Below are 24,920 nucleotides of genomic sequence, written 5' to 3' on the forward strand. Positions count from 1 at the left end.
TGCGCCGTGGGAATGGTCGACGATCTGGAGCGAGCACGGGACGCTTACGAGCGCCGCGAGTGGGTGGCGGCGTACGACGCCCTCTCCGACGCCGACGACTCCGCCCTCGGCGCACAGGACTTCTCTCGGCTGGCCGTCGCTGCCTACCTTCTGGGCCGGCAGAACGACTGCGTCCAAGCCCTGCAACGTGCCTACAAGGCGCACATCGACGCCGGCGAGACGGTGTCCGCGGTCCGAGCCGGATTCTGGCTGTCCATGGTGCTTCTGGGGAGCGGCGAGTCCGCCGTCGGGGCCGGCTGGGTCGGGCGCTGCCGGCGGCTGCTCGAGCAGGTCCGCGGCGACGTCGTGGAGCGGGGGTACGTCCTGGTTCCTGAGATGATGCGCCACATCTACGCGGGCGAGTTCGAGCCGGCGTCGAAGCTGGCGGCCCAGATCACGGAGTACGGGCGGAGGTTCGGCGACGCCGACCTGCTCGCCCAGGGGCTCAATGCGCAGGGCCGGACGCTGATGTACGCGGGCCACGTGCCGGAGGGCATGTCGCTGCTCGACGAGGCGATGATCGGCGTCTCGATGGGCGAGGTCTCCCCCATCGTCGCGGGCCACGTGTACTGCTCGCTCATCGAGGCGTGCCAGGAGGTCTTCGACTACGCGCGCGCCGCGGAGTGGACCGCCGCCCTCACCAGGTGGATCGACGAGCAACCCGGCCTGGTCCCCTTCACCGGACAGTGCGCGATCCACCGTGGGCAGATCATGGGGATCCGTGGCGCCTTCCGGGCGGCGCTCGAGGAGTTCGACCGCGCCGTGCGGAGGTACCTCGATTCCGGGACCCCGTGGGCTGCGGGACTGGCCCTGGCCGAGGCCGGCAACCTGCATCGCATCTGCGGCGACCTGGACGCGGCCGAATCGGACTACGAACGGGCCACCGGCTTCGGCTACGAGTCCCAGCCAGGGCTGGCGCTGCTGTGGCTCGCGCGGGGCCGCACCGGGGCCGCGACCAACGCCGTCCACCGCCTGCTGGCCGAGCCGCGGGACCCGGTCCACCGCTCCCAGCTGCTCGCCGGGTCGGTCGAGGTGCTGCTCGCCAGCGGCGAGGTCGAGGAGGCGCAGGCCATCGCCGACGAGCTGGCAGGGATCGCCGAGTCGTTCAGGTGCGCGGCGCTGTCGGCCGCCGCTCACCAGGCGCGGGCGGCCTGCCTGCTCAGCGCAGGAGATGCGGCCGCGGCCGCTCTGGAGGCTCGCAGCGCGATCTCCCTGTGGCGGTCGCTCGAGGCCCCGTACGACGCCGCGCGATGCCAGGTGCTCCTCGGACGTGCCCTGCAGGACCTGGGCGACGGTGACTCGGCTGTCGCCGAGCTCGGCCAGGCGCGCCGCATGTTCCAGGGTCTCGGCGCGGCTCCGGCGGAACGCGACGTGCTCCGGCTCGTGCAGTCGAGTCGGCCCGCCGGACTGACGGAACGCGAGGTCGAGGTGCTCCGGCTGGTGGCCAGCGGCCGCAGCAACGCAGACATTGCTGCCGCGCTCGTGCTGAGCGAGAAGACGGTCGCACGGCACCTGTCGAACATCTTCACGAAGCTGGGCGTCGCCTCCCGGACAGCGGCCGCGGCGTTCGCGTTCGAGAACGGGCTCCTCTGACTCGCTGCCGTCCGGCCAGGTCAGATCAGGTCAGGTCAGGTCACCAGACCGAATCGCGCCCGCGACGGTCCGACAGATGACCCATGGCCTCGCCGACAGCTTGCATGAATCTCCCGATGCGACAGGCCGCGCCGCTCCACGACCGTGGAGCAAGGAAGATGCGTCGGGAGGATCCGGTGGAGTCATCGACGAGGGCCGTGCCGCAGACCTCCGCGACCGCGTGGGTCCGCGCCAACTGTGCCACGGAGCTCGAACCTGCCCTCCGGTGCGGCGCGCGCATGCTCTCGGGGCCACGCGGGGGGCCGCCGTGATCGCGTTCGCCGAGCTCGCCGGATTCGCGGGCTCGGCCGTCTCGCTGGTGCTCTGGTGGCCCCAGGCCTTGGTGGTGTGGCAGAGCCGGGGCGACCCGGACCGCCTCCGTGGGGTTTCCGTGACCTCGCAGGTCCTGCTGCTTCTCAACGCCGTGATCTGGGGCGCGTACGCCATGTCCACCCAGTCCCTGTGGGTCGGTGCTCCAGGGTTGGTCAACGCACCGCTCGCCGTGCTGACCATCGTTGTCCTGCGGAAGGCACATCGGCACCCCGAGTCGCTGACCTCCCGGCGCCAGACGGGAGACGGCCCTCCTTCGATGCGCCCGCCCGTGGTGTCCCCGCACCACAACCGTCCGTCCGAGCTCGTGTCCTGACCCGACGCGCCTGGGACGGTCGCAGCGACGTCGCCCGAGGATCACCTCGCGGATACCTCCTGCCCTGTGCGGTACTCGCGCCTGCCGCGATGATCAGATCTGCGAGCGCCGGGAGGAAGGATGCTGACATGTCCGACCGTTTCGCCGGTCCCACACACATGGTCTTTGCACGCCACTCCAACCCGTGGAGTGCCTGGACTCGCTGGCTGAGCACCCCGCTTGTGCTCGTCCCGCTGTGGACGCGGCGGTGGAGCCACGCAGCCCGCTACTACAGCCAGCACCGGAGCGCCGTCACTGTCTGAACACCGAGTGGCTCGTTCGGAGGCGGTCGCGGCTCACTCCGGGTCTCCTGACCGACGTCACGTTCCCGAAGCCGAGAGGATTGTTGCGCCGGATCCTCGCGGTTATCGTCGCGAGATGAGCGATCGGGAACTCACTGTCGATGGTTTTCGGATCGAACCGCTCAGCCCTCAGACCTGGGACGCCTTCGCGGACCTGGCCGAACGACACAACGGCGTCTGGGGCGGCTGCTGGTGCACCTACTTCCACCTCTACCCCGACCCCACAGAGGAGCGCCGAGCACTCGGCCACCGGGAGTTCAAGCGACAGCTCGTCGAGGCCGGTCGCGCACACGCGGCACTGGTGTTCGACGGTGACGTCGCGGTGGCCTGGGCCCAGTACGGGACGGTCGATGAGCTGCAGAACATCCACCACCGCAAGGAGGGGGAACAAGGTGTCCCGCGCAGGCCGGACTTCCGGATCACCTGCCTGTTCGTGGACCGCCACTACCGACGCAAGGGGATGGCGTCGGTCGCGGTCCGCGGTGCCCTCGCACTGATCTCCGCCGCAGGAGGCGGCCTGGTCGAGTCGTATCCGCACGACCTGCCGCCCGGCAAGAAGACGTCCGCGTCATTCCTCTACAACGCCACGCGGACCATGTACGAACAGCTCGGCTTCACCTACCAACGCCCCAAGGGCAAGGGCAACTGCGTGATGACCACCCAGGTCCCGGCCGACGAGCTCGCGCCCTCCTGACCCCCGCGCCGATTGGTGCTTGGACCGTGCGCTCCGCGATACCTAGAGCCGCTAGGGTTGATACCTAGCAGATCAAGGTAGAGGAGACGCCGTGCGCATCGACAAGGACCTGGTCGCCGCGTCGGCGACACCGCTCGTGCTCGGGATCCTCGCGGACGGCGACCTCTACGGGTACGCCATCCTCAAACGCGTCGGCGAGCTCTCCGGCGGGCGCATGCAGTGGACGGACGGCATGCTCTACCCGCTCCTGCACCGGCTCGAACGGCTCGGCCACGTCTCGGCGTCCTGGGGCACGTCCGAGTCGGGGCGCCGCCGCAAGCACTACTCGATCACCCCGACCGGCCGGGCGGCGCTCGCCGAGCGGCAGGCGCAGTGGAGCGTGGTCGCGGACGCGCTCCGGCAGGTCTGGGAGTCGGCGCCGCGGCCCGCCACTGTCGTGGAGGGGTGGGCGTGATGGCGCACGACGACGAGCTCGAGGCCCAGATCGACAGGTGGCGCGGCTATGTGCACCGACGGCAGGTCATCTCGTCGGCCGACGTCGACGAGCTCGAGGACCACCTGCGCGGCCAGGTGACCGACCTCCGCGCGACAGGGCTCGACGACGACGAGGCGTTCCTCGTCGCGATCAAGCGCCTCGGCAACCTGGACGCCGTCTCCCGCGAGTACGCCCGGGAGCACTCGGACCGGCTGTGGAAGCAGCTCGCGCTCGTCCCCGACGACTCCCCCGGCTCGCCGGCACCCCGGTGGCGCGAGCTCGCGGTCGTGCTCGCGCTCGCGGTCGGTGCGGGCCTCACGGTGCGGGCCGGGTTCGCCTTGATCGACGACGAGCTCGCGCTCGCGCGCAACATCGGCCTGCTCGTGATGCCGTTCCTCGCCGCGTACCTCGGGTGGAAGCGCCAGGCCGGCCTGCGGACCGTGGTGGCGATCGCGGTGCCGTTCGTCGTGCTCGCCGTCGCCCTCAACGTGTACCCGTTCGCCCCCGGGGGGTCGACCGAGGTGCTGGCGGTGCTGCACGCACCCGTCGTCCTGTGGCTGCTGGTGGGGCTCGCGTACGTCGCCGGCTCGTGGCGCTCCGACGCCCGACGCATGGACTTCGTGCGGTTCACGGGCGAGCTCGCGATCTACTACACGCTGCTCGCACTGGGTGGCGGGGTCCTCGTCGGCCTCACCGCCGGGGTGCTGCAGATCGTGGGCGTCGACCCCGAGCCGGTGATAGCCGGCTGGGTGCTGCCGTTCGCCGTCCCGGGCGCCCTCGTCGTCGCCGCCTGGCTCGTCGAGGCCAAGCAGGACGTCGTCGAGAACATCGCGCCGGTGCTGACCCGGATCTTCACGCCGCTGACCATCGTCATGCTCGTGGCCGTCCTCGTCGCGCTGACCGCGTCCGGGGGCCTCGTCGAGGTGGACCGCGAGCTGCTCATCCTGATGGACGCGATCCTCGTGCTGGTCCTGGCGCTGCTCCTGTACTCGATCTCGGCCCGCGACCCGCTCGCGCCGCCCGCGCTCGCCGACTGGCTCCAGCTCGTCCTGGTGGGGGCAGCCCTCGCGGTCGACGCCGTGATGCTGACCGCGATGCTGACGCGGATCGCGCAGTTCGGCACGAGCCCCAACAAGATCGCCGCGCTCGGTCTCAACCTGCTGCTGCTCGTGCACCTCGGGGTCTCGGCGTGGCACAGCGCCCGGTTCCTGCGTGGACACGGCACGTTCTCGGAGCTCGAACGCTGGCAGACGCGGTACCTGCCGGTCTACGCCGCCTGGGCCGCGGTCGTCGTGATCGTGTTCCCGCCGCTGTTCGACTTCGCCTGACGCGGCTGGAGCGGGACCGAGGGGAGCTGGCCGAGACGGGGATCCAGGACGTTGTGGTCGATCCGCGCCCTGGCCTCCAGCGAACCGCGAGAAGCCAGGACGGCGGCGGCGCCGCCTGGCCCGAGCCCTGCAGGCCGAGCAGGACGGCGAGACCGGCACGCTCGACGTGCAGAAGCTCGAGAAGCTCTTCCTCTCGCTCGCCTGAGTCGCTGAAGGGCGACCGAGCCGTGCTTGTGGTCGAGCGGTGGCTCCGACGATGATCCGTCAGAGTGAACCGGCTCGGATGATCTGATCGACGTCCCGGCGGATCTGGAGGAACGATGAAGCTCCTGCTCACCTCGGGCGGCATCACCAACGCCAGCATCCACGCCTCCCTCCTCCAGCTCCTCGGCAAGCCGATCAGCGAGTGTCACGCCCTGTGCGTACCGACGGCTCAGTGGGGGCACCCGATGTGCGGTCCGGCATCAGTGCGAGGCTTCATCGCCGCCGCGCCCGGCTGGGAGCACTTCTCCGGCCTCGGCTGGGCGTCGCTCGGCGTCCTCGAGCTCACCACCCTGCCGACCGTCGGCCCGGACCGATGGGTCCCTTGGGTTCAGGAAGCCGACGTGCTCCTGGTCGACGGTGGCGACGCGACCTACCTGTGCCACTGGATGCGAGAGTCGGGGCTCGCCGACCGGCTGCCGTCGATGCCCGACAAGGTCTGGGTGGGCGTCAGTGCCGGGAGCATGGTGATGACCCCCCGGATCGGGACGTACTTCATCGAGTGGCCGGATGCGCCGGACGACCGCGCGCTCGGAGTTGTCGACTTCTCGATCTTCCCGCACCTGAACATGTTCCCGACCAACACCCCTGCTCACGCAGAGCGATGGGCCAGTGACATCGACGGCACGGCTTACGCGATCGACGAGCAGACGGCCATCCAGGTGGTCGATGGCTCGGTCGACGTGATCTCCGAAGGGCAATGGCTCAAGTTCGGGTCCGACTGACTCCGTACGCCACTGGCCCTCGACGCCACCCCGGCTCCGGGACGTATTGCCCTATCCCGGCACCTGCCCCCGACGGAGGCTGGATGGTGAGGACGCATCGCCCACAGGCGGGGCGACCCGGCTGGGTGGAAGGAGCAGTGCGATGACGCACAGCTGGAAAGTCGCGATCCACATCTTCGATGCGGACGACCTGCGGGCCGATGGCGATGTGACCACAGCGCACGCCGTCCTCACCACCTCGGCCGGCACCCGCCTCGACGGCTACGGGCGCGCCCGGCGGGCACCCCAGGATGCCGACGTCCCCGAGATCGGCGACGAGCTCGCAGCTGCCCGAGCGCTGCGCGACCTCGCGGACCGCCTGCTGCGGGCGACCTCCGACGACATCTCCGCGATCGAGCACGGCGACGTGCGGATCACGCACTGAGCTGGGTCTCGGCGCGGGTAGCACCGCCGGGCCGGCACGGTGACGTCCGGGACTGACGCCCGGGGTTGGCCGGGACCTCCGACCCTTGTCGCACCTCTATCGCAGCGGAAAAGTGGAGACCCCCGCAGCGCAGCGGGGACCCGTCTCAAGGAGCGTGCACCATGGGAACGATGATGGCTGGCGTCGTCCGGTCGTTCGACACAGAGCTCGACGTCGCGGAGGTTGCAGTCCCCGCGATCGGCAGGCATGAGGCACTCGTGCGGGTCGACTACTCCGGGGTGTGCCACACGGACCTGCACGCCGCTCGAGGAGACTGGCCGGTCAAGCCGACGCCGCCGTTCATCCCCGGTCATGAGGGAGTCGGGCACGTCGTCGAGATCGGCGACGCCGTCACCCGGGTCGCGGTCGGCGACGTCGTGGGCAACGCGTGGCTGTGGTCCGCGTGCGGCGAGTGCGAGTACTGCGAGACCGGTCGGGAGACGCTGTGCCCTGACCAGCGCAACAGCGGGTACTCGGTCGACGGGTCCTTCGGGCAGTACATGGTCGTCGACTCGCGCTACTGCGCCGTGATCCCGGACGGCGTCGAACCCGCCGCGGCGGCACCCGTCCTGTGCGCGGGAGTGACCGTCTACAAGGGCCTGAAGATGACCGACACCAAGCCGGGCGAGTGGGTTCTCATCTCCGGCATCGGCGGACTCGGACATCTCGCGGTGCAGTACGCCGTCGCCATGGGACGCCGCGTGGCCGCCATCGACATCGACGACGCGAAGCTGGCGCTCGCCACCAAGCACGGAGCAGAGGTCGTCGTGAACGCCGCCGTCGAGGCGGACCCCGCGGCACGCGTGCAGGAGCTCACCGGTGGGGTGCACGGCGCACTCGTGACAGCGGTGAACGGCCACGCGTTCCCGCAGGCCGTCGGCGCGCTGCGCCGAGGCGGCACCGTCGTGCTGGTCGGGCTTCCTCCCGAGCAGTTCCCGCTCGACATCTTCACCACGGTGCTGCTCGGACTGACCGTGCGTGGGTCGATCGTCGGAACTCGCAAGGACATGACCGAGGCACTCGACTTCTTTGCCCGCGGTCTGATCTCCCCGACCTGCTCGATCCGCCCGCTCGAGGACATCAACGCGGTCTTCGCCGAGATGCAGCGCGGCGAGATCGACGGACGTGTCGTCCTGGACATGCGGGCCTGACGTCGCTCTCCGGCGGTCGTGGTGAGAGCACGACCACCGGACTCGGGCGTCGATGAGGCGTCACGGTTCGGCTCCACGGTCGGGATCGACGCAGGCGCGGACCGGCTCGCATCGCTCACCGGCGTGCACGACCTGCAGCGGACCGACGGGCACGTCACGTTCTCCGTCGACGACGCCGAACTGCCGGCCGTGCTGGCGACGGTGGCGAGTCTGCGGCCGCGATCGCTCGTCGCGAACCCACCGTCGCTGGAGGAGCTGTTCGACCGGGTCATGGCTGGTCAACGCCGCGTTGTGCGTCGCGTGCGGCGTCGGCGTCGCGGCCGCGTCGATCCTGCTCGGCCTCGACCCGGCCGGTGCCGGCATCACGGGCTCGCTGGTGGTGGGTGCGTCGATCGCCGCCGTGGGCGCGGTCGCGCTCGGCGTCGCGGCGGTTGCCAACCAGGTCGCGACGACGTCGCGGGGGGCCAACACGATCGCGTCCGTCGTGCTCGGCGTCTTCTACGTGCTGCGCATGGTCGGCGACCTCGGCGACGGACGACTCACGTGGCTGTCGCCGATCGGCTGGGGGCAGGAGATGCAGCCGTGGGGTGCGAACCGGTGGTGGGTCCTCGGCCCGCTGCTCGGCCTGACCATCGTGCTGCTCCTGGTCGCCCTGCGGGTCGAGGCCCGACGCGACCTCGGTGCGGGGCTTGTCGCCGAGCGTCCCGGGCGCTCCGGCGCGCCCGCCCGGTACGCGTCGTCGCTCGGGCGCCCTGTCGGCCCTCCTGTTCGGGTCCCTCGTCCAGGCGATGACCGACCTGCTCGACGACGCAGGCACGCAGATGCCGGCACTCGTCGCCGGCACCGGCATCGACTCCCTGCTCGCCCTCCTCGTCGAGCTCATCGCCCTGGTCGTCACCGTGTTCGCCGTCCAGTCAGCCGTGGCCCTGCGCAGCGACGAGGCGGCCGGATGGCCGAGCTGCAGCTGGCCGGCGCGATGTCGCGCCTGCGATGGGCCGCGGGACGTCTCGCCATCCCGGTCGTCGGGACGGCGGTGCTGCTCGTCATCGGTGGCGCGCTGTTCGGCGGTGCCTACGGGGCGTCGATCGGCGAGACGGGGCACGTCGGGTCGCTCGCGCTCGCGGCACTGGCGTACTGGCCGGCTGTCATGGTCATCCTCGGAGTGGCGGTGGCGCTGTTCGGATGGCTGCCACGCGCCGCGGTAGTCGGTCCGTGGGCGGCGCTCGGCGCGATGTGGGTCATCGTCATCGCCGGCGACGCGCTGCACCTGCCCAGCTGGGTGCTCGACGCGCTGCCGTTCTCGGCGACGCCGTACCAACCGGCGGAGCCGTTCTCCTGGACACCGCTACTGATTCTGACGGTGGTCGCCGGCGCCCTCGTCGCGTCCGGGCTCACCCGCTACGCCCGACGGGACGTCCAGCTCGCCTGACCCGTGCCCCACCCGGCACTGTCTCGCCGCCGCCGGGATCAGCGCGGCCGGCGGCGACATCTAGGGCGTCACAGAACCGGTCATCGTCGAGGGCGCGATCACCGGTGACGCCGGTGCGACGATCGGAGGATGGCGGAGCGGAGGCGCGCTCTTCGGGTGCTGCCCCGGGTCGGGGCGGTCGTCGCCGTCGCGCTCCTCGTCGGCGTCGGGCTCGTCCTCGCGTTCCAGCGCTCGTTCGTCTTCGTGCCGGACCGGAGCGCTCCACCACCGGTGGACGACGCCCTGCCCGGAGGCGCGGAGGTCTCGCTGCGGACCTCCGACGGGCTGACGCTCGCGGCGTGGCACCTGCCACCCCCCGAGGGCTGCAACGCGACCGTCCTCGTCATGCCGGGCAACGGCGGTCATCGCGGCGTTCGCGCCCCGCTCGCCGCGGCGCTGGGTGATGCAGGCTTCGGAGTCCTGCTGCTGGAGTACCGGGGGTACGGAGGCAACCCGGGGGCGCCGTCGGAAGTGGGCATGGCCCGAGACGCGCGCGCCGCCCGGGCGTACCTGCACGATGCCGGCATCCCCGACGCCTCCCTGGTCTACCTCGGAGAGAGTCTCGGTGCGGCGGTCGCGGCCGGGCTTGCCGCCGAGCACCCTCCGGCCGCGCTCGTCCTGCGCTCGCCGTTCACCACGCTCGCCGACGCCGCACGCGCCGCCTACCACGTGCCGGTGGGCGCGCTGCTGCTCGACCGGTTCGACGTCGTCACCGCGGTGCGCCGGACGACCGTGCCCGTCGCCGTCGTGCTGGGCGACGCGGACACCACGGTGCCGCCGCGCCTGAGCCGGTCGGTCGCGGACGCGGCGCGTGCAGCACCCCGGCCGGTCGTCGAGGTCGTGGTGCCCGGGGCGAACCACAACGACGCGACGCTGGTAGCAGGAAGTTCCTTGGTGAACGCCGTGGTGGACATCGCGACCGTCGCGGCTACGCCGCCCTGCCCCGGGGCGCCCTGACCGCTCCGCGCCCGCTGCACCACCGACGTCCCCGCCGGCGGAGCGCACGAGGTGGGACCTTCGGCCCTGGATAAATCGGTCACGGCGCGATGGACTGGGCATTCGCGACCGCTCGGAGGGAGATGGTGATGATCACCGCACTGACCACGGCTGCTGAGGCGCGCGTCGGAGACACCTCGGTGGAGACGCGGTTCGACAACTCCCTCTGCCGAGTCCAGGTACGGACGGACGGCGGGAGTGCCGCCGCCAGCACGGCCGCACGCCTGGTCCGTCAGGCTGTCCTCGATGCCTCGGACAAGGGCATGCGGACCGTCATCATGACGCTCGACGTCTCCTCACCGGCGTCTGGAGCCGTGCTTGCACAGCTGCGCGGGCTCGCCGTCGACAGTGTGGGCACGGTGCGGGTGCGACGGGCCGGCGACACCGTGCTGGTCGACGTCGACCTCGCTCAGGTCCTCGGCCTTCCCGCCGACGACGGCGTGCCGAGCCCGATGTTCCCCCTGTCCGGCCGACGCTGACGAAGGCGCGTCCGAGCCTGCACGACGGCCGGATGAGGGACTCAAGTCCCGGGACGCACGGGGTCGCGAAGGCGGACCCTGGAGATAGCGCGGCAGAGCGGCCGGCAGACGAACGGCCCTGTCCGACGCGGACGGAGGTGTGGTGCCATGCGTGCCGACGGACCGGTGGTCGTGGCCCTCGACGGGACCGAGCACAGTGCGCAGACGCTCAGGTGGGGCGTCGACGAGGCCGTCCGGCGGCGGGCTTCACTCCTGCTCGTGCGCGCTCTCGACGACGCCTGGCAGGTCACGGCCTGGAGCTGGTACCCGGTCGTCGGGGGCAGCGACGTCGACACCGAGGCGAAGGCGTACCTGGAAGACCTCGCTAGCTCCCTCGCGGAGCACCACCCCGGTGTGCCCGTCGAGACCCGGGTGATGCACGGTCAGGTGGTGCCGTGCCTGCGTGAGCTGAGCTTCGGCGCCCAGCTGCTGGTGCTCGGTGCCCATGCCCGCACCGGGCGCGCGCGCACGGGCTCGACAGGTGTCCACGTCGCGGCACACGCCCGGTGCCCTGTGGCGGTGGTCCGCTCGGATCCCGACCACCCCACGGCGACCGATGCGGCGGTCGTGGTCGGCGTCGACGGGTCGTCGGCGTCCTTGGCGGCGGCGCGCGTCGCGGCGCGCGAGGCGTGGATGCGCGGGCGGCCCCTTCTCGTCGTGCACGCCCGACCGACGATCCCCGACCCCTTCGGGCGCGGAAGCGTTCCCCCGCTGGCGACGGCTGACGAGGACGACCCGACGCACCGCGCTGCGCACAGCGTGGCCGAGTCGCTCCGCGCAGAGAACGACGGTCTCACCGTCGAGCTCGCGCTCGTCGACGACGACCCCGCCGACGCCCTCGTCGGCCTCGGCACCGGTGCCGCGCTGCTCGTCGTGGGCTCGCGGGGACTGGGCACCTTCCGCGGCATGCTGCTCGGCTCGGTCAGCCATGCGGTCCTGCGCGAGGCGACGGTCCCGGTGGTGGTCGTGCACGACAACGGATGACCGACAGGTAGGGGCAGGTCGCCACCGGTGCGATGCAGGTGGTCACCCGTCCCGCGCGTGCGGTCGTCGACCCGAACGATCGGCGGCGTCGACGGCCGCACGCGCAGGCGGGCCCGGCTCCCAAGGAGCCGGGCCCGGACCTCACCCCTCGGTGCCGGTCACGCCGATGTAGACCGCCGCGCTGCCGCGGGGATTGAGCAGCACGTCCGGGGCGATGCACCTCTGCGGCAGGGTGACCTCGGCGTCGATCCTGGCATCACCCGTGGACGAGAACGGCACGACGGCCGTCGTCGCGACCACGGCCCCGTTCCACACGACGCTGGCCGCGAGCTGGGTGACGGGGTTCGCGCCGGTCGACGTCAGGACCAGGCCCTCCACCCGGACGTCCAGCCGACCGTCGTGGCGCAGGCGCGCGTTACTGTCGCCGATCACCCAGTCCGCGCCGCCGAGTGCGACCTGGAGCAACTGGGCTCGGCACCGCGGCGCCGAGCCGCGGAGGCGCGAAGCAGCAGTGGTACCCGTGACGCGCTGACTCCCCGTCCGGCAGCCTCAGCTCTCCAGGCTGCCGGACGGGGTTTCTCAACGCGCGTTATCGAATGGAAAGCGCCGTCGCCGTGCGTGGAATCACCAAGCGCCCGTGTGTTCTGGAGGTCGCTATTCGGACCTCTGGTCGTTCATCGTGTTTTCCTTTTTTGCCGCAGACCTTGACGAGCCGCGTCGACGGAGGAGGATCAGAACTGCGGCGAGCAATCCGACGATGGGCGCTCGCCGGGTGCAGGTCCTGTAAACGGTGGGCACGAGCAGGAGACCCGACATGGCCGCTGACGAGGAACCAGCTCAAGAACGCACCGCCACCGGCAACCCGTGGTCGTCGGAAGCGTCGCAAAAGCGACGCAAGCGGATCTGGGTCCCGCACGTCGACGCGGAGCTGCGTGCGCTGTGGTTGCGCGTCGACGTCGCGAGCGCCCGCGACGGATGGTCGGCCGAAGACCAGGTCGTGGCCGAGGGCGTCCGCGACCTGGTGGCACGGGCGGTGCGGGCCGCATATCGGAACGACCCGGTGCCTGGTCGCTTCTTCAACTGGTGGCGGGGAACACTCGTCGAGCTGGCCTATCGCAATCTGCACACCGCGCGGGCACAGATGATCGACATCATGTCGCCCCAGGAATTGACCGCCGAGATACCTGGCGTCGTGGCGCGCGCCCACACCGAGCTCAGTCGTGATGATCCCCGATGCATCAGCCAGGCCGCTCTGTACGCGAAACCGCTCGCGCTCCGCCGCGCGTGGGTCCGCAGGCTTCTCGAGGACGTCTACGAGGCCGCCGACGTGCAGCACGCGCGGCTTCGGCTCTTCCGCAACAGCATCCTGTCCGCGGCAGCGATCGTGATCCTGCTGACGGGCACCACCGCCACTTTCACGGCGCTCAACCCGACGGTGCTGCCCCTGTGCTTCGTGGCCCCCGACGCCGGTGCGACCGAGTCGTCCGGCGACGACTCGACTGCCGTGGGGACACCACTGCTCAACTGCCCGACCCGCACCGACACGGAGGCGCCCACAGGCGGCGACGTGCTGATGGTGGGTCTCGTCGGACTCCTCGGCGGAACTCTCGCCTCGACGATCTCGATCAGGAAGCTCAAAGGCAACTCTGGCGCCTACAACGTGCCGCTCGCACTGGCGTGGCTGAAGGTTCCGCTCGGCGCATTTACTGCGATTCTCGGGCTGGTTGCCATACGCGGAGAGTTCGTTCCTGGCCTTTCCTCGCTCGACTCACAGGAGCAGATCCTCGCGTACGCACTGCTCCTGGGCTTCGGGCAACAGGCCTTCACCGGAATCCTGGACCGGCGGGCGGGCGAGCTCGTCGATTCCTTGCCGTCGAAGGACTCGCAGGTGGAGATGATCAGGCCGGGCCCGGCCACCCGCGCTTCGAGCATGATGGAGGAGAGTCCTACCCAGGAGGCGCTCCAGGCCGAGGCCTAGTCTCAGGTCGCGGCAACCGAGCCGGGTGCCTGGCACATGGACGACGGGTGCGCGGTCCCCGTCGCGTTCGGGGGATGCGTCGCTCGCGCTTCAGGCGTAGAACGGATCGCATGTTCGAAGAAGGACAGCTCTACGCCCCCGTCACCGCGGACGAGGACGGCAAGGTCACGGTCCACCTCGCGGACGACCACCCCGGCGCGAAGGACGCGGAGTACCGGCGCCGTCGCAGCGAGATCGCCGCGCCGGCTCTCGCGTGGCAGCCCGGTGACCCGGTGCCGCGCGTCGAGTACACGGACTCGGAGAACGAGATCTGGCGGACCGTGTGCCGCGAGCTGGCGCCGAAGCACGAGCGGCTCGCGATCCGCGGCTTCCTGGAGGGCAAGGAGGCTCTTGCCCTGCCCACCGACCACGTTCCCCAGCTCGACGAGGTCAGCGCGGGTCTCGGTCCGCTCAGCGGCTTCCGGCTCCACCCGGCCGCGGGGCTCGTACCCCTCGACGTGTTCTACGGGTCGCTCGCGGACGGCGTGTTCCACTCCACCCAGTACCTGCGCCACCCGTCCCAACCGCTGTACACGCCGGAGCCGGACATCCTCCATGAGGTCGTGGGGCACTGCAACCTGCTCGCGAACCCCGCGATCGCCGAGGTCAAGCGCCGTGCCGGGGAGGCCGCGCGCCGGTGCGAGACGCCCGAGGGACTCCAGTACGTTGCCGACGTCTTCTGGTTCACGATCGAGTTCGGGGTCATGTACGAGGACGGCGAGCTGCGGGCCTACGGTGCGGGCCTGCTCTCCTCGTACGGCGAGATCGAGGAGTTCCGCGGGGCCGACGTCCGGCCCGTGGACTTCCACCAGATGGCCACGCTCGAGTACGACATCAGCCACTACCAGCCGATCCTGTTCGCCTGCGACGGCATGAGCGAGCTGACCGACCGGGTGGGCGGGTTCTTCGCCGAGTTCGACGACGAGACGCCGGCCCGGCTCGCCCGCGGTGCTGCCTAGCTCTTTGTGACCCGCTCCCGGACGAGCAGGTGCTGTCGGACGAACCCCGCGAGCTCGTCCGTGGCGTCGAGCGGGAACACGGCTGCGACGTACTGGTCGGGCCGGACGACGACGACGCACCCGGCTCGGTCCACGCCCCGCAGCTCGAAGATGTCGTCGTCCGGGTGCGTCGCGAAGACGTTCTCGTAGTCGACGAGCTCGAACGGCCCGGTGCGCGGCAGGAAGAGCTCGGGCACCGCCGAGATGTCCACGTCGACGTGCCGTTGCTGGTAGACGACCTTGACGTCGAAGACGTCCCGGCCGTGGGCGCGCACCGGGGAGCCGGGCGATCCGGCCATCCACCCGGCCCACGCCGTCAGCGCGGGGGCCTGCCCGGCGTCGGCGAACGCGTACACCCGCCAGCGGCCGTCCGCGCGGTGCTGGTGCCCGAGCTGCAGGGGGTTCGCGTCGGCGACGCGCACGACCGGCGCGGACTTGAACCGCTTCCCGATCGGGAAGTCCGTGGCCAGCGCCTGGTGGGCGGGCTCGGCGACGACCATCGACGGCGGGTACTGCGTCATGAAGCCGAAGAGGAACTCCGTGGTCCGCACGTAGAAGTCGGCGAGCCGACCCGGGTCCCCCAGCTCCTCCGGTGTCTTCGCCATGAGCGTGGACCACTCCTTGTCGAAGTCGATGAGGTTCTGCGCGACGACTTGACGCTCGGCGGAGTACGTGGCGAGCAGGCTCTCCGGGCTCCGGCCCGACAGCACGTACCCCAGCTTCCACGCCAGGTTGAAGCCGTCCTGCATGGACACGTTCATGCCCTGACCGGCCTTGGCGCTGTGGGTGTGGCAGGCGTCGCCCGCGATGAACACGCGCGGCGTGCGCAGCGCCTTCTCCTCGACCGGCACGTCGTCGAACCGGTCGGTGAGCCGGTGGCCCACCTCGTACACGCTGTGCCAGGCGACGTCGCGCACGTCGAGGGTGTACGGGTGCAGGATCTCGTTCGCGCGGGCGATGATCTGCTCGATCGTCGTGCTGCGCACCTCGTGGTGGGCGTCGGGGTCGATCTCTCCGAGGTCGACGTACATGCGGAAGAGGTGGCCGCCCTCCCGTGGGATGAGCAGGATGCTGCCTCCCGCACCGGACTGGATCGCGCACTTGAGGCGGATGTCGGGGAAGTCGGTGACGGCGAGGACGTCCATGACGCCCCAGGCGTGGAACGCCGAGTTCCCCTCCATCGTGCAGCCGATCGCGGTGCGCACCCCGCTGCGGGCACCGTCGGCGCCCAGGACGTACTTCGCCCGCACCACCTTCTCCTGCCCCGCCTGCTCCCCCGCCGTCCGCACGAGCGTGACGGTGACGTGGTCGGCGGACCGTTCGAGGCCGCGGAACTCGTAGCCGTAGTCCGGCACCATCCGGCTGGGTGCGTTCGCCATGTACTCGGCGAAGTAGTCGAGGACGCGTGCCTGGTTGACGATGAGGTGCGGGAACTCGCTGATCCCACCGGGGTCGTCAGCAGGGCGCTCGCCGCGGACGATGCGCGACGGGTCGGCGGGGTCCGGGTGCCAGAAGCACATCTCGGTGATCCGGTAGGCCTCCTCGGCGATCCGGCCGGCGAACCCAAACGCCTGGAACGTCTCGACGCTGCGTGCCTGGATGCCGTCCGCCTGCCCGATGGGGAGCCGCCCGTCGCGGCGTTCGACGATCCGGGTGGTGATCTCGGGGAACTGGGAGAGCTGCGCGGCCGCGATCATCCCCGCGGGCCCGGTGCCGACGATGAGGACGTCGACCTCGTCGGGGAGCTCGTCCGGCCGGTCCAGGCCGACGCCGGCGGCGGGCTGGACGCGCGGGTCGCCGGAGACGTAGCCGTGGTGGTGGAACTGCATGGGACTGACTCCCCTGACGCCGATGTCGAGGTGGAACGGATCGTATATTATCCCTTCCAGGCCGCACCGACGCGGCCGACCCGGTCCGAGAGGTCCTCCTCCATGCCGACGGTTTCCGCGCACGTCGCGGTCACGCTCGCCGCTCATGTCGACCACGTCTTCGGGGTCATGGGCAACGGCAACGCGTACTTCCTGGACGCCCTGACGTGCCAGACCGCCGCCCGCTTCACCCCCGTCCGGCACGAGGCCGGCGCCGTGGTCGCGGCCGACGCCTTCCACCGGGCCTCCGGCAGGCTCGCTGCGGCGACGACGACGTACGGGGCGGGGTTCACCAACACCCTCACCGCCCTCGCGGAGGCCGTGCAGGCGCACGTGCCGCTCATCCTCGTCGTCGGGGACGAGCCGACGTCGGGTCCGCGCCCGTGGGACGTCGACCAGATCGCGATGGCCTCGGCCGTGGGCGCACGCACCTACACGGTGGGCCGCACGGACGCCGCCGCCACGACCGTCATAGCCGTCGAGCACGCGCTGACCTACCGGGTGCCCACCGTGCTCGCGCTCCCCTACGACGTCGCGACCCTGGACACCGGCCCGGTGCCCGAGACGCCGACCCCCCGCCTGCCCGCTCCGCTCGCGGTGCGCGGCGCCTTCGCCGAGGGCGTCGTGCGGGAGGTCGCGACCGCCCTCGCCACCGCGCGTCGACCGCTGCTCCTCGCCGGTCGCGGCGCCTGGGTGGCCGGCGCAGGCACGGTGCTCGGAGCTGTCGCCGACGCCGTCGGTGCGCTGACCGCGACGACGGCGCTCGGGCGCGGGATCTTTCCGCGGAGCGAGTTCGACCTCGGCGTCGCCGGTGGTTTCGGCACCCGGGAGGCGATGACGCTCGTCCGGGAGGCCGACGTCGCGGTCGTCGTGGGCGCCGCACTCAACCAGTTCACGATGCGGTTCGGGGACCTCTTCGCGCCCGGGTGCCGGGTGTTCCAGGTCGACGTCGCGCCCGCGGCGACCCATCCGCACGTGGGCGGGTACGTCCGCGGGGACGCCGCGGTCGTCGCGCAGACGATCCTCGACGAGCTCGACGGGGTCTCCCCCAGCGGGTGGCGCGAGTCCGTCGACCTCACCGCCGCACGAGGGCACCACCCCGGGGACGGGACCGCCGCGGACGGGCGACTCGACCCGCGCTCCGCGGCGGCGCGGCTCGCCGAGCTGCTGCCCGAGGACCGCGTGGTCGTCTCCGACGGCGGGCACTTCCTCGGCTGGGCGAACATGTACTGGCCGGTGTCGGCACCGGACCGCATGGTGATGGTCGGCACCGCGTTCCAGGCGATCGGGCTCGGCCTCCCCAGCATGGTGGGGGCGGCCCTCGCCCGGCCGGAGGTCACGGTGGTCCTGACGACAGGCGACGGTGGCGGGCTCATGGCCCTGTCCGACCTCGAGTCGGCGGTGCGGGTCGCGGGCGGCCGCGGGATCGCGGTCGTGTGGAACGACGGGGCGTACAGCGCGGAGATGCACCTCTACGGCCGCAAGGGTCTGGCCCGGGAGCCGATGCTCATCCCGGACGTCGACTTCGCCGGCGTGGCCACCGCGCTCGGCGCCCACGGCGTCGCCGTGCGGTCGATCGAGGATCTCGAGGTGCTGACTGCGTGGCGCGCCCGCCCGGTGACCGAGCGCCCGTTCCTGCTCCTCGACCTGCGGATCTCCGGCGCCGTGGTCGCACCGTTCTGGGAGGAGATCGCGCGGGCGAGCGGCTGATCGCCGCCACGACACCGCGACGGCCGATTCGTATACGATTTCACCGGCACTCGAGCGAGGGAGCTCATGACCGACGACAGCACCTCCGTCGAGGAGGCATCGGACCCCCGGCACTCCGGCCTCCCCAGCCGGCCCGGGAAGATCGTCGCGATCCACCTCAGCTACGCCTCGCGCGCCGACCAGCGCGGCCGCCGCCCCACCCATCCGTCGTACTTCTTCAAGCCCTCGAGCTCCGTGGCCCCGTCGGGCGGCACGGTCGAACGTCCGCGCGGCACCGAGCTGCTCGCCTTCGAGGGCGAGATCGCGCTCGTCATCGGCACCGTCGCCCGACGCGTGCCCCTGGACCGGGCGTGGGACCACGTGGCATGGGTCACGGCGGCGAACGACCTCGGGCTGTACGACCTGCGCGCGAACGACAAGGGCTCCAACGTCCGGTCCAAGGGCGGGGACGGCTTCACCCCGGTCGGACCCAGTCTCCTCGATGCCCGCACGGTCGAACCGGGCGCACTGCGGCTGCGTGCGTGGGTCAACGGCGAGCTGCGCCAGGAGGACACGACCGCCGGGCTCCTCTTCCCCCTCCCCCAGCTCGTCGCCGACCTCTCGCAGCACCTCACCCTCGAGCCGGGCGACGTCATCCTCACGGGCACCCCTGCCGGCTCCTCCGTCATCGTCCCCGGGGACGTCGTCGAGGTCGAGGTCGACGCACCGGACACCCCCGGCGCGCCGACCTCGGGCCGGCTCCGCACGACCGTCGTCCAGGGCGAGCACGGGTTCGACGGTGCTCTCGGGTCGCTCCCCGCCGTCGACGACGTCCAGCGCGCCGAGGCGTGGGGCCAGGAACCGGCACCTCCGCCGTTCCGCCTCACCGCCGAGCTGCGCGAGAAGCTCGTGCGGGCCCCCGTCGCCGGTCTCAGCGCGCAGCTGCGCAAGCGCGGTCTCGACGCCGTGACGATCGACGGCGTCCGGCCGATGCACCCCGGCGCCAAGCTCGTCGGCACCGCGCGCACCCTGAGGTTCGTGCCGGGCCGCGAGGACCTGTTCGCCCGCCACGGCGGCGGCTACAACGCCCAGAAGCTCGCGTTCGACACCGTCGGCGAGGGCGAGGTCCTCGTCATCGAGGCGCGTGGCGAGGCCGGGTCCGGGACGCTCGGCGACATCCTCGCCCTGCGCGCCCGTGCGCGCGGCGCGGCCGGCATCGTCACCGACGGTGGCGTCCGCGACCACGCCGCCGTGGCCGCCGTCGGCATCCCCGTCTACTCGGCAGGCCCACACCCCGCCGTGCTCGGCCGCAAGCACGTGCCGTGGGACGTCGATGTCGCCGTCGCGTGCGGCGGGACGACCGTCGAGCCCGGCGACGTCGTCGTCGGCGACGGGGACGGTGTCGTCGTCATCCCACCCGCGCTGGCCGCGGAGGTCGTCGACGCCACCCTCGCGCAGGAGGAGGAGGACGGCTGGATCGCCGAGCAGGTCACCGCCGGTCACTCCGTCGAGGGTCTCTTCCCGATGAACGCGTGGTGGAGAGCGAGGTTCGACGCATGGCGCGAGAGCCGGTGAACGAGACGGCGGCCCGGAGCAAGTCGCAGCACGCGTACCACTCGCTCAAGGAGCGGATCGCGGCCGAGGAGCTCACCCCCGGGCACCGCCTGGTCCTCGCGTCCGTCGCGAACGAGCTCGGCATGAGCGTCGTGCCGGTGCGTGAGGCGATCCGCCGGCTCGAGGCCGAGGGTCTCGTGACGTTCGAACGGAACGTCGGGGCTCGCGTGTCGATGATCGACGACTCCCAGTACCGGCACAGCATGGAGACACTTGCCATCCTCGAAGGAGCGGCCACCGCGCTCGCGGCCCGGCACCTGACCGCCGACGACGTCCGGCAGGCGCGTGAGCTCAACCGCCGCCTGATCGCGTCGCTCGAGCACTTCGACCCCCGCCTCTTCACCTCGCTCAACCACCGGTTCCACTCGGTGCTCTTCGCCGCCTGCCCGAACCCCCGCATGCTCGCGCTCGTCGAGTCGGAGTGGGTCCGGCTGGGTCATCTGCGCGACTCGACGTTCAGCTTCGTGCCCGGCCGCGCGCAGGAGTCGGTCCGAGAGCACGAGATCCTCCTCGGGCTCATCGAGGCGGGCGCGCCGCTGGCGGACATCGAGCGTGCGGCTCGCTCGCACCGGTCGGCCACCCTCGCCGCGTATCTCAGTCACGAGCACCCCGACGAGGCACCGGGCGAGCCCGGCGTGCCGACCGCACCCTGAGAGGCGACCGATGCCTGCCGATCTTCCCGAGCACCTCCAGCACTACGTCGGCGGCGAGCACGTCGACTCCGTGGACGGTGCCGTGTTCGAGGTCCTCGACCCGGTGTCGAACGAGACGTACCTGCACGCCGCAGCCGGTAAGGCGGCGGACGTCGACCGGGCCGTCGTGGCGGCGCGGCACGCGTTCGAGGAAGGGCCGTGGCCGCGGATGCTGCCGCGCGAGCGCTCGCGGATCCTGCACCGCGTCGCCGACATCGTCGAGTCGCGCGACGCCCGGCTCGCGGAGCTCGAGAGCTTCGACTCCGGCCTGCCGATCACGCAGGCGCTCGGGCAGGCCCGACGGGCGGCCGAGAACTTCCGGTTCTTCGCCGACCTGGTCGTCGCTCAGACCGACGACGCCTTCAAGGTGCCCGGGCGGCAGCTCAACTACGTCAACCGCAAGCCGATCGGCGTGGCCGGGCTCATCACGCCGTGGAACACGCCGTTCATGCTCGAGTCCTGGAAGCTCGGGCCCGCACTGGCCACCGGCAACACGGTCGTCCTCAAGCCGGCGGAGTTCACCCCGCTCTCGGCGTCCCTGTGGGCCGGGATCTTCGAGGAGGCCGGCCTGCCCGTTGGCGTGTTCAACCTCGTCCACGGGATCGGTGAGGAGGCGGGCGACGCGCTCGTCAGGCACCCCGGCGTCCCGCTGATCTCGTTCACGGGTGAGAGCAGGACCGGGCAGCTCATCTTCGCCAACGCCGCGCCGCACCTGAAAGGTCTGTCCATGGAGCTCGGGGGCAAGTCCCCCGCCGTGGTCTTCGCCGACGCCGACCTCGAGGCGGCGATCGACGCGACGATCTTCGGGGTGTTCTCGCTCAACGGCGAACGGTGCACGGCGGGCAGCCGGATCCTCGTCCAGCGCGAGATCCACGACGAGTTCGTCGAGCGCTACGCCGCACAGGCGACGCGGGTGGTCGTCGGCCCCCCGCACGAGGCGAGCACCGAGGTCGGCGCCCTCGTGCACCCGGAGCACTACGCGAAGGTCATGCGCTACATCGAGATCGGCCGGACGGAAGCGCGCCTCGTCGCGGGCGGCGGCCGGCCCGACGGATTTCCCACCGGCAACTACGTGGCGCCCACCGTGTTCGCCGACGTGCCGTCGGACGCCCGGATCTTCCAGGAGGAGATCTTCGGGCCGGTCGTCGCGATCACACCGTTCGACACCGACGCCGACGCGCTCGCGCTCGCCAACGGCGTGAAGTACGGGCTCGCGGCGTACGTGTGGACCAACGACCTGCGGCGGGCGCACACCTTCGCGCAGGCGCTCGACGTGGGCATGGTCTGGCTCAACAGCAACAACGTCCGTGACCTGCGGACCCCGTTCGGGGGCGTCAAGGCCTCCGGCCTCGGCCACGAGGGCGGGTACCGCTCGATCGACTTCTACACGCACCAGCAGGCCGTGCACGTGACGCTCGGCGAGGCGCACAACCCGACGTTCGGCAAAGGAGTCTGACGTGAGCGCGACCCCGATCACCCGCGGCGGACCCGAGCCCATCCCGACGCCCTCGTCCCCGCCCCCCGACGTCCTGCGTGCCGCCTCCATGGAGCTCGTCGTCACCGACCTCGCGGAGTCGCGCCACTTCTACGTCGACGTCCTCGGCCTCGTCGTCACCGAGGAGGACGCGGAGACGGTCTACCTGCGCAGCTTCGAGGAGTTCATCCACCACAACCTCGTCCTGCGCGCGGGTCCCGTGGCCGCGGTCGCCGCGCTCTCCTACCGGGTCCGTTCCCCCGCGGACCTCGACAAGGCGGTCGCCTTCTACCGCGAGCTCGGGTGTCGGGTCGAGCGGCGGCCGGAGGGCTTCGTGACGGGCATCGGGGACTCGGTCCGCGTCCAGGACCCGCTCGGGTTCCCCTACGAGTTCTTCCACGACGTGCAGCACGTCGAACGGCTCGCGTGGCGGTACGACCTGCACACGACGGGCCCGCTCGTCCGCATCGACCACTTCAACCAGGTCACGCCCGACGTGCCGCGCGCCGTGGCGTACATGGAGGACCTGGGGTTCCGGGTGACCGAGGACATCCAGGACGAGGCCGGCACCACGTACGCCGCGTGGATGCGTCGCAAGCCCACCGTCCACGACACCGCGATGACCGGCGGGAACGGCCCGCGCCTGCACCACGTCGCCTTCGCGACCCACGAGAAGCACAACATCCTGGCGATCTGCGACAAGCTCGGCGCGCTGCGGCTCTCGGACCGCATCGAGCGCGGGCCCGGTCGGCACGGCGTGTCCAACGCGTTCTACCTCTACCTGCGCGATCCCGACGGGCACCGCATCGAGATCTACACGCAGGACTACTACACCGGCGACCCGGACAACCCGGTGGTCACCTGGGACGTCCACGACAACCAGCGTCGCGACTGGTGGGGCAACCCCGTCGTCCCCTCCTGGTACACCGAGGCGTCCCTCGTGCTCGACCTCGACGGCGTCCCGCAGCCGGTCGTCGCGCGCACGGACACCAGCGAGATGGAGGTCACCATCGGGGCCGACGGGTTCTCCTACACGCGCAAGGGTGACGCCCCCGACGAGCTCCCCAGCTGGAAGCAGGGCGAGTACAAGCTGGGGCACCAGCTGTGACGCTCCCCGCCGAGACCCTCACGGCGATCGCCGACGAGCTGGCCGCCGCCGAGCGCGACCGGACCACGGTGCCGCTGCTGACCGCGCGGCACCCCGGCATGACCGTCGAGGACGCGTACGCGGTGCAGCGCGAGTGGCGGCGACGGGGCGTGTCCGCCGGTCGGCGACCTGTCGGCCACAAGATCGGCCTCACGTCGAAGGTCATGCAGGTGGCAACCGGCATCGACGAGCCCGACTACGGGGCGATCTTCGCTGACATGGTCTACGACAACGACTCCGTGATCGAGCACGACCGGTTCTCGAACGTCCGCATCGAGGTCGAGCTCGCGTTCCGGCTGGCCGAGCCCCTGGAGGGTCCCGACGCGACGCTCGCCGACGTCCTGCGCGCCACCGAGCACGTCGTGCCGGCCCTGGAGATCCTGTCCTCGCGGATCGCGCTCGAAGGCCGCACGATCGTCGACACGATCAGCGACAACGCGGCGATGGGGGCGATGGTGGTGGGCGGCACCCCCGTCCGACCCGACGCCGTCGACCTGCGCTGGGTCGCCGCGCTGCTGTATCGGAACGGGACGGTCGAGGAGTCCGGCGTCGCCGGCGCCGTGCTCGACCACCCCGCGCTGGGCGTCGCGTGGCTGGCGAACAAGCTGGCCCAGCACGGCGACCGGCTCGAGGCCGGTGAGCTCGTGCTCGCGGGCTCCTTCACCCGTCCGATGTGGGTGCACCCGGGCGACACCGTGCTGGCCGACTACCGCGACCTGGGGACGATCACATGCCGCTTCACCTGATGCCGACGTTCCGCGACGCCCTCGCGACAGCGGACCGGCCGCTCGTCGGGATGTGGGTCTGCACGGGCAGCCCGCTCGTCGCCGAGATCTGCGCGGGCTCCGGGGTGGACCTGCTGCTCATCGACATGGAGCACTCGCCCAACGGGCTCGAATCGGTGCTGTCCCAGCTCCAGGCGGTCGCCGCCTACCCGGTGACCCCGGTCGTGCGGGTGCCGATCGGCGACGTCGTGACGATCAAGCAGGTCCTGGACCTCGGGGCCCAGAACCTCCTCGTGCCCATGGTGTCGTCGGCGCAGGAGGCGCAGGCGGTCGTCGAGGCCGTGCGCTACCCGCCCCGGGGACGCCGCGGGGTCGGGTCGGCGCTCGCCCGGTCGGCCCGGTGGAACAGGGTCGAGGGGTATCTCGACGACGCCGACGAGCACGTGTCACTGATCGTGCAGATCGAGACGGTCGAGGGCGTGGCCGCCGCCGAGGCGATCGCGGCCGTCGACGGCGTCGACGCCGTCTTCGTGGGGCCGGCCGACCTCGCCGCCTCGATGGGGCTGCTCGGCCGGCAGAGCCACCCGGACGTCGTCGCCGCGGTCCACCGCACGTTCGACGCCGTGCGCGCTGCCGGCAAGCCGGTCGGTGTCAACGCGTTCGACCCCGCCCTGGCACGCAGGTACGTCGACGCCGGAGCCACGTTCGTGCTCGTCGGGTCTGACGTGACGCTCCTCGCGCGGGGGTCGGAGCAGCTCGCCGAGCGACTCGAGCACCCGGCCGCCGACGCTGAGGCCACCAGTCCCTGACGGCCCTGCGGGCTATCGTCAGCGGCGACCGCGACGGCGGTGAAACGATCGTCTCGTGCGTGCCGTCGCAGCACGGCGTGATCGTCCACGCACCGCAACGGCGCACCGGCGCGGCCGCGTCCCCGGTCCCGACGTGACATCCGGGTGATGCCGCCGTGATGCCTCC

At 71.5% G+C, this 24,920-nt stretch carries 23 protein-coding genes; 21 read left to right on the forward strand and 2 right to left on the reverse strand.

All coding sequences use genetic code 11. The features are described from left to right. Window positions 1-12 precede the first annotated feature (12 nt). From ASG23_RS18035 to ASG23_RS18095, 12 genes are all read left to right on the forward strand, one after another. Window positions 13-1,632, forward strand: coding sequence for a helix-turn-helix transcriptional regulator (locus ASG23_RS18035; protein WP_235521286.1), 1,620 nt, complete (start codon window positions 13-15; stop codon window positions 1,630-1,632). Window positions 1,633-1,939: 307 nt separating this feature from the next. Further along, window positions 1,940-2,317: a hypothetical protein gene (locus tag ASG23_RS18040; protein WP_157465737.1), complete on the forward strand. Its 378-nt coding sequence runs from the start codon at window positions 1,940-1,942 to the stop codon at window positions 2,315-2,317. Window positions 2,318-2,734: 417 nt separating this feature from the next. After that, on the forward strand, window positions 2,735-3,352 hold the full coding sequence (locus ASG23_RS18045; protein ID WP_056027854.1) for a GNAT family N-acetyltransferase: 618 nt from the start codon (window positions 2,735-2,737) through the stop codon (window positions 3,350-3,352). Between the two features lie 91 nt (window positions 3,353-3,443). Then, the gene (locus tag ASG23_RS18050; RefSeq protein ID WP_056027856.1) at window positions 3,444-3,806 is read left to right on the forward strand and encodes a PadR family transcriptional regulator; all 363 of its coding nucleotides are present in this window, start codon (window positions 3,444-3,446) and stop codon (window positions 3,804-3,806) included. Further along, window positions 3,806-5,155: a permease prefix domain 1-containing protein gene (locus ASG23_RS18055; protein WP_056028605.1), complete on the forward strand. Its 1,350-nt coding sequence runs from the start codon at window positions 3,806-3,808 to the stop codon at window positions 5,153-5,155. Before ASG23_RS18050 ends, ASG23_RS18055 begins: the two co-directional genes overlap by 1 nt. Before the next feature lie 320 nt (window positions 5,156-5,475). Then, on the forward strand, window positions 5,476-6,141 hold the full coding sequence (locus ASG23_RS18060; RefSeq protein ID WP_056027858.1) for a Type 1 glutamine amidotransferase-like domain-containing protein: 666 nt from the start codon (window positions 5,476-5,478) through the stop codon (window positions 6,139-6,141). 142 nt (window positions 6,142-6,283) lie between these two features. After that, window positions 6,284-6,565: a dsRBD fold-containing protein gene (locus ASG23_RS18065; RefSeq protein WP_056027860.1), complete on the forward strand. Its 282-nt coding sequence runs from the start codon at window positions 6,284-6,286 to the stop codon at window positions 6,563-6,565. Between the two features lie 170 nt (window positions 6,566-6,735). Then, window positions 6,736-7,755, forward strand: coding sequence for an alcohol dehydrogenase AdhP (adhP, locus tag ASG23_RS18070; protein ID WP_056027862.1), 1,020 nt, complete (start codon window positions 6,736-6,738; stop codon window positions 7,753-7,755). Between the two features lie 289 nt (window positions 7,756-8,044). Continuing rightward, complete coding sequence (locus tag ASG23_RS20070) at window positions 8,045-9,184, forward strand: hypothetical protein (RefSeq protein WP_056027867.1); 1,140 nt, start codon at window positions 8,045-8,047, stop codon at window positions 9,182-9,184. Between the two features lie 129 nt (window positions 9,185-9,313). Beyond that, window positions 9,314-10,180: an alpha/beta hydrolase gene (locus ASG23_RS18085; protein ID WP_056027869.1), complete on the forward strand. Its 867-nt coding sequence runs from the start codon at window positions 9,314-9,316 to the stop codon at window positions 10,178-10,180. A 128-nt stretch (window positions 10,181-10,308) separates the two neighbouring features. After that, window positions 10,309-10,698, forward strand: a complete 390-nt coding sequence (locus ASG23_RS18090; RefSeq protein ID WP_157465738.1) for a hypothetical protein — start codon at window positions 10,309-10,311, stop codon at window positions 10,696-10,698. Window positions 10,699-10,845: 147 nt separating this feature from the next. Then, entirely contained in the window at window positions 10,846-11,721 is an 876-nt protein-coding gene (locus tag ASG23_RS18095; RefSeq protein WP_056027873.1) for a universal stress protein, read from the forward strand. Window positions 11,722-11,862: 141 nt separating this feature from the next. Here ASG23_RS18095 and ASG23_RS18100 read toward each other — a convergent pair whose 3' ends face one another. Then, a complete protein-coding gene (locus ASG23_RS18100; protein ID WP_056027875.1) occupies window positions 11,863-12,186 on the reverse strand; it encodes a hypothetical protein in 324 nt (107 codons plus the stop codon). A gap of 349 nt (window positions 12,187-12,535) precedes the next feature. Here ASG23_RS18100 and ASG23_RS18105 point away from each other — a divergent pair, with 349 nt between their 5' ends. Together ASG23_RS18105 and ASG23_RS18110 are read left to right on the forward strand one after the other, a co-directional pair. Continuing rightward, window positions 12,536-13,699 (forward strand): hypothetical protein, encoded by a 1,164-nt coding sequence (locus ASG23_RS18105; RefSeq protein WP_056027877.1) that lies wholly within the window; start codon window positions 12,536-12,538, stop codon window positions 13,697-13,699. A 110-nt stretch (window positions 13,700-13,809) separates the two neighbouring features. Beyond that, window positions 13,810-14,697: a phenylalanine 4-monooxygenase gene (locus ASG23_RS18110; protein WP_056027879.1), complete on the forward strand. Its 888-nt coding sequence runs from the start codon at window positions 13,810-13,812 to the stop codon at window positions 14,695-14,697. Here the strand turns inward: ASG23_RS18110 and ASG23_RS18115 are convergent. Further along, entirely contained in the window at window positions 14,694-16,565 is a 1,872-nt protein-coding gene (locus ASG23_RS18115; RefSeq protein ID WP_056027881.1) for an FAD-binding monooxygenase, read from the reverse strand. The genes ASG23_RS18110 and ASG23_RS18115 overlap by 4 nt on opposite strands. A 102-nt stretch (window positions 16,566-16,667) precedes the next feature. Between ASG23_RS18115 and ASG23_RS18120 the strand changes: the two genes are divergently transcribed. The 7 genes from ASG23_RS18120 to ASG23_RS18150 all read left to right on the forward strand — a co-directional run bounded on the left by ASG23_RS18120 (window position 16,668) and on the right by ASG23_RS18150 (window position 24,754). Further along, window positions 16,668-18,314, forward strand: coding sequence for a thiamine pyrophosphate-binding protein (locus ASG23_RS18120; RefSeq protein ID WP_056027883.1), 1,647 nt, complete (start codon window positions 16,668-16,670; stop codon window positions 18,312-18,314). Between the two features lie 66 nt (window positions 18,315-18,380). Beyond that, window positions 18,381-19,868: a fumarylacetoacetate hydrolase family protein gene (locus ASG23_RS18125; RefSeq protein WP_056027885.1), complete on the forward strand. Its 1,488-nt coding sequence runs from the start codon at window positions 18,381-18,383 to the stop codon at window positions 19,866-19,868. Continuing rightward, window positions 19,850-20,560 (forward strand): GntR family transcriptional regulator, encoded by a 711-nt coding sequence (locus tag ASG23_RS18130; RefSeq protein WP_056027888.1) that lies wholly within the window; start codon window positions 19,850-19,852, stop codon window positions 20,558-20,560. Before ASG23_RS18125 ends, ASG23_RS18130 begins: the two co-directional genes overlap by 19 nt. Window positions 20,561-20,570: 10 nt before the next feature. Further along, on the forward strand, window positions 20,571-22,055 hold the full coding sequence (locus ASG23_RS18135) for an aldehyde dehydrogenase (protein WP_056027890.1): 1,485 nt from the start codon (window positions 20,571-20,573) through the stop codon (window positions 22,053-22,055). A gap of 1 nt (window position 22,056) precedes the next feature. Then, the gene (gene hpaD / locus ASG23_RS18140) at window positions 22,057-23,181 is read left to right on the forward strand and encodes a 3,4-dihydroxyphenylacetate 2,3-dioxygenase (RefSeq protein WP_056027892.1); all 1,125 of its coding nucleotides are present in this window, start codon (window positions 22,057-22,059) and stop codon (window positions 23,179-23,181) included. Then, a complete protein-coding gene (locus ASG23_RS18145; RefSeq protein WP_056027894.1) occupies window positions 23,178-23,966 on the forward strand; it encodes a 2-keto-4-pentenoate hydratase in 789 nt (262 codons plus the stop codon). The genes hpaD and ASG23_RS18145 overlap by 4 nt, the downstream gene beginning before the upstream one ends. Beyond that, window positions 23,951-24,754 carry an HpcH/HpaI aldolase family protein gene (locus tag ASG23_RS18150; protein ID WP_056027895.1) on the forward strand — a complete coding sequence of 268 codons (804 nt, stop codon included), beginning with the start codon at window positions 23,951-23,953 and terminating at the stop codon, window positions 24,752-24,754. The genes ASG23_RS18145 and ASG23_RS18150 overlap by 16 nt, the downstream gene beginning before the upstream one ends. Window positions 24,755-24,920: the final 166 nt, after the last annotated feature.

The organism is Cellulomonas sp. Leaf395 (genome assembly GCF_001424125.1).
Classification (GTDB): Bacteria; Actinomycetota; Actinomycetes; order Actinomycetales; family Cellulomonadaceae; genus Cellulomonas.

What these genes read in the sequence shown, in the direction of transcription:
- ASG23_RS18035 (WP_235521286.1), top strand. Translation starts at nt 13, where the DNA reads ATGGTCGACGATCTGGAGCGAGCACGGGACGCTTACGAGCGCCGCGAG.
- ASG23_RS18045 (WP_056027854.1), top strand. Translation starts at nt 2,735, where the DNA reads ATGAGCGATCGGGAACTCACTGTCGATGGTTTTCGGATCGAACCGCTC.
- ASG23_RS18135 (WP_056027890.1), top strand. Translation starts at nt 20,571, where the DNA reads ATGCCTGCCGATCTTCCCGAGCACCTCCAGCACTACGTCGGCGGCGAG.
- ASG23_RS18125 (WP_056027885.1), top strand. Translation starts at nt 18,381, where the DNA reads ATGACCGACGACAGCACCTCCGTCGAGGAGGCATCGGACCCCCGGCAC.
- ASG23_RS18120 (WP_056027883.1), top strand. Translation starts at nt 16,668, where the DNA reads ATGCCGACGGTTTCCGCGCACGTCGCGGTCACGCTCGCCGCTCATGTC.
- ASG23_RS18065 (WP_056027860.1), top strand. Translation starts at nt 6,284, where the DNA reads ATGACGCACAGCTGGAAAGTCGCGATCCACATCTTCGATGCGGACGAC.
- ASG23_RS18060 (WP_056027858.1), top strand. Translation starts at nt 5,476, where the DNA reads ATGAAGCTCCTGCTCACCTCGGGCGGCATCACCAACGCCAGCATCCAC.
- ASG23_RS18055 (WP_056028605.1), top strand. Translation starts at nt 3,806, where the DNA reads ATGGCGCACGACGACGAGCTCGAGGCCCAGATCGACAGGTGGCGCGGC.
- ASG23_RS18150 (WP_056027895.1), top strand. Translation starts at nt 23,951, where the DNA reads ATGCCGCTTCACCTGATGCCGACGTTCCGCGACGCCCTCGCGACAGCG.
- ASG23_RS18115 (WP_056027881.1), bottom strand. Translation starts at nt 16,565, where the DNA reads ATGCAGTTCCACCACCACGGCTACGTCTCCGGCGACCCGCGCGTCCAG.
- ASG23_RS18110 (WP_056027879.1), top strand. Translation starts at nt 13,810, where the DNA reads ATGTTCGAAGAAGGACAGCTCTACGCCCCCGTCACCGCGGACGAGGAC.
- adhP (WP_056027862.1), top strand. Translation starts at nt 6,736, where the DNA reads ATGATGGCTGGCGTCGTCCGGTCGTTCGACACAGAGCTCGACGTCGCG.
- ASG23_RS18085 (WP_056027869.1), top strand. Translation starts at nt 9,314, where the DNA reads ATGGCGGAGCGGAGGCGCGCTCTTCGGGTGCTGCCCCGGGTCGGGGCG.
- ASG23_RS18130 (WP_056027888.1), top strand. Translation starts at nt 19,850, where the DNA reads ATGGCGCGAGAGCCGGTGAACGAGACGGCGGCCCGGAGCAAGTCGCAG.
- ASG23_RS18095 (WP_056027873.1), top strand. Translation starts at nt 10,846, where the DNA reads ATGCGTGCCGACGGACCGGTGGTCGTGGCCCTCGACGGGACCGAGCAC.
- ASG23_RS18090 (WP_157465738.1), top strand. Translation starts at nt 10,309, where the DNA reads ATGATCACCGCACTGACCACGGCTGCTGAGGCGCGCGTCGGAGACACC.
- ASG23_RS18105 (WP_056027877.1), top strand. Translation starts at nt 12,536, where the DNA reads ATGGCCGCTGACGAGGAACCAGCTCAAGAACGCACCGCCACCGGCAAC.